The following is a 958-nucleotide window of genomic DNA, read 5'->3' on the forward strand; positions in this document are numbered from 1 at the left end:
GCGCAATGCTTCGGCTGTGGACATGCCTTCGGCTTTCTTCTTCTCGTAGTAGGTCTTGCCCAGACCGGGGAGGCGGATCTGGGTGATGGCGATGCGATGGATCGCGGCGTTGAGTTGGCGGTTGCCGGAGCGGGTCAGCCGGACCCGGCCTGCGGTGTTACCGGACCAGACCGGGATCGGCGCGATGCCAGCGTGCCGGGCGAATGCGGCTTCGGACTTGAACCGGCGAATACCGGCTGTCTCACCGACAAGTTTGGCTGCGGTCAGTGCGCCGACGCCGGGCATGGCCAGCAACGTCGGAGCGGCGTCGGCGACGAGGCCGCTGATGCGTTGCTCGAGGTCATTGATCCTGCGGGTCAGATCGATGACATCGGCGAGTTCGTCGCGGGCAAGCTCCGCCACGATGCCCGGCAGCTCCGCCAGATGTCCGGCCAGTTCCTGTTGCCGCGCGACCCGGTTCAGCGACGCCTTCGGTGGTGCGATCTCCGGGTCGAGTTCATGCACTCGCCAGAGCAGCCGGTTGATCGTCGCGGTGCGGTGTTTCACCAGATCATCACGCCGGTCAACCAACAGTTTGAGTTCACGGGAGACCTCATCATGGGACGCCACCGGCAGATCGGGCTGCCGCAACGCGGCCCGGGCGACCGCTGCGGCATCGATCGGGTCGGACTTGCCGCGGGTCCGGGCGATCCGCCGCTGCTCGGCCATCATCTTCGGCGGAACCCGCACCACCGACTGAGCCGCGGTCAGCAGGTCCCGCTCGAGCCGCGCCGACAGGTGACGGCAGTCCTCGACCGCCCACAACAGATCCCCGCCGAACCGTTCTCGAGCCCAGCGGACCGCATCCTGATGGCCCGCCGTTCTCGCCGGGAACGTCTTATGCCCCAGCTCCCGGCCGACCTCGTCGACCGCGACGAACGTGTGAGTGTGCTTGTGAACATCAGCGCCAACAACAACC

At 66.8% G+C, this 958-nt stretch carries 1 protein-coding gene; it reads right to left on the reverse strand.

Features of this window, described 5'->3' with window-relative positions; translation table 11 throughout:
* Window positions 1-958 (reverse strand): IS110 family RNA-guided transposase (locus tag IE173_RS15405; protein WP_191284413.1); only part of this gene is annotated, 958 nt, incomplete at both ends.

This window comes from Pseudolysinimonas yzui, assembly GCF_014653215.1.
GTDB classification, from domain to species: Bacteria; Actinomycetota; Actinomycetes; order Actinomycetales; family Microbacteriaceae; genus Pseudolysinimonas_A; species Pseudolysinimonas_A yzui.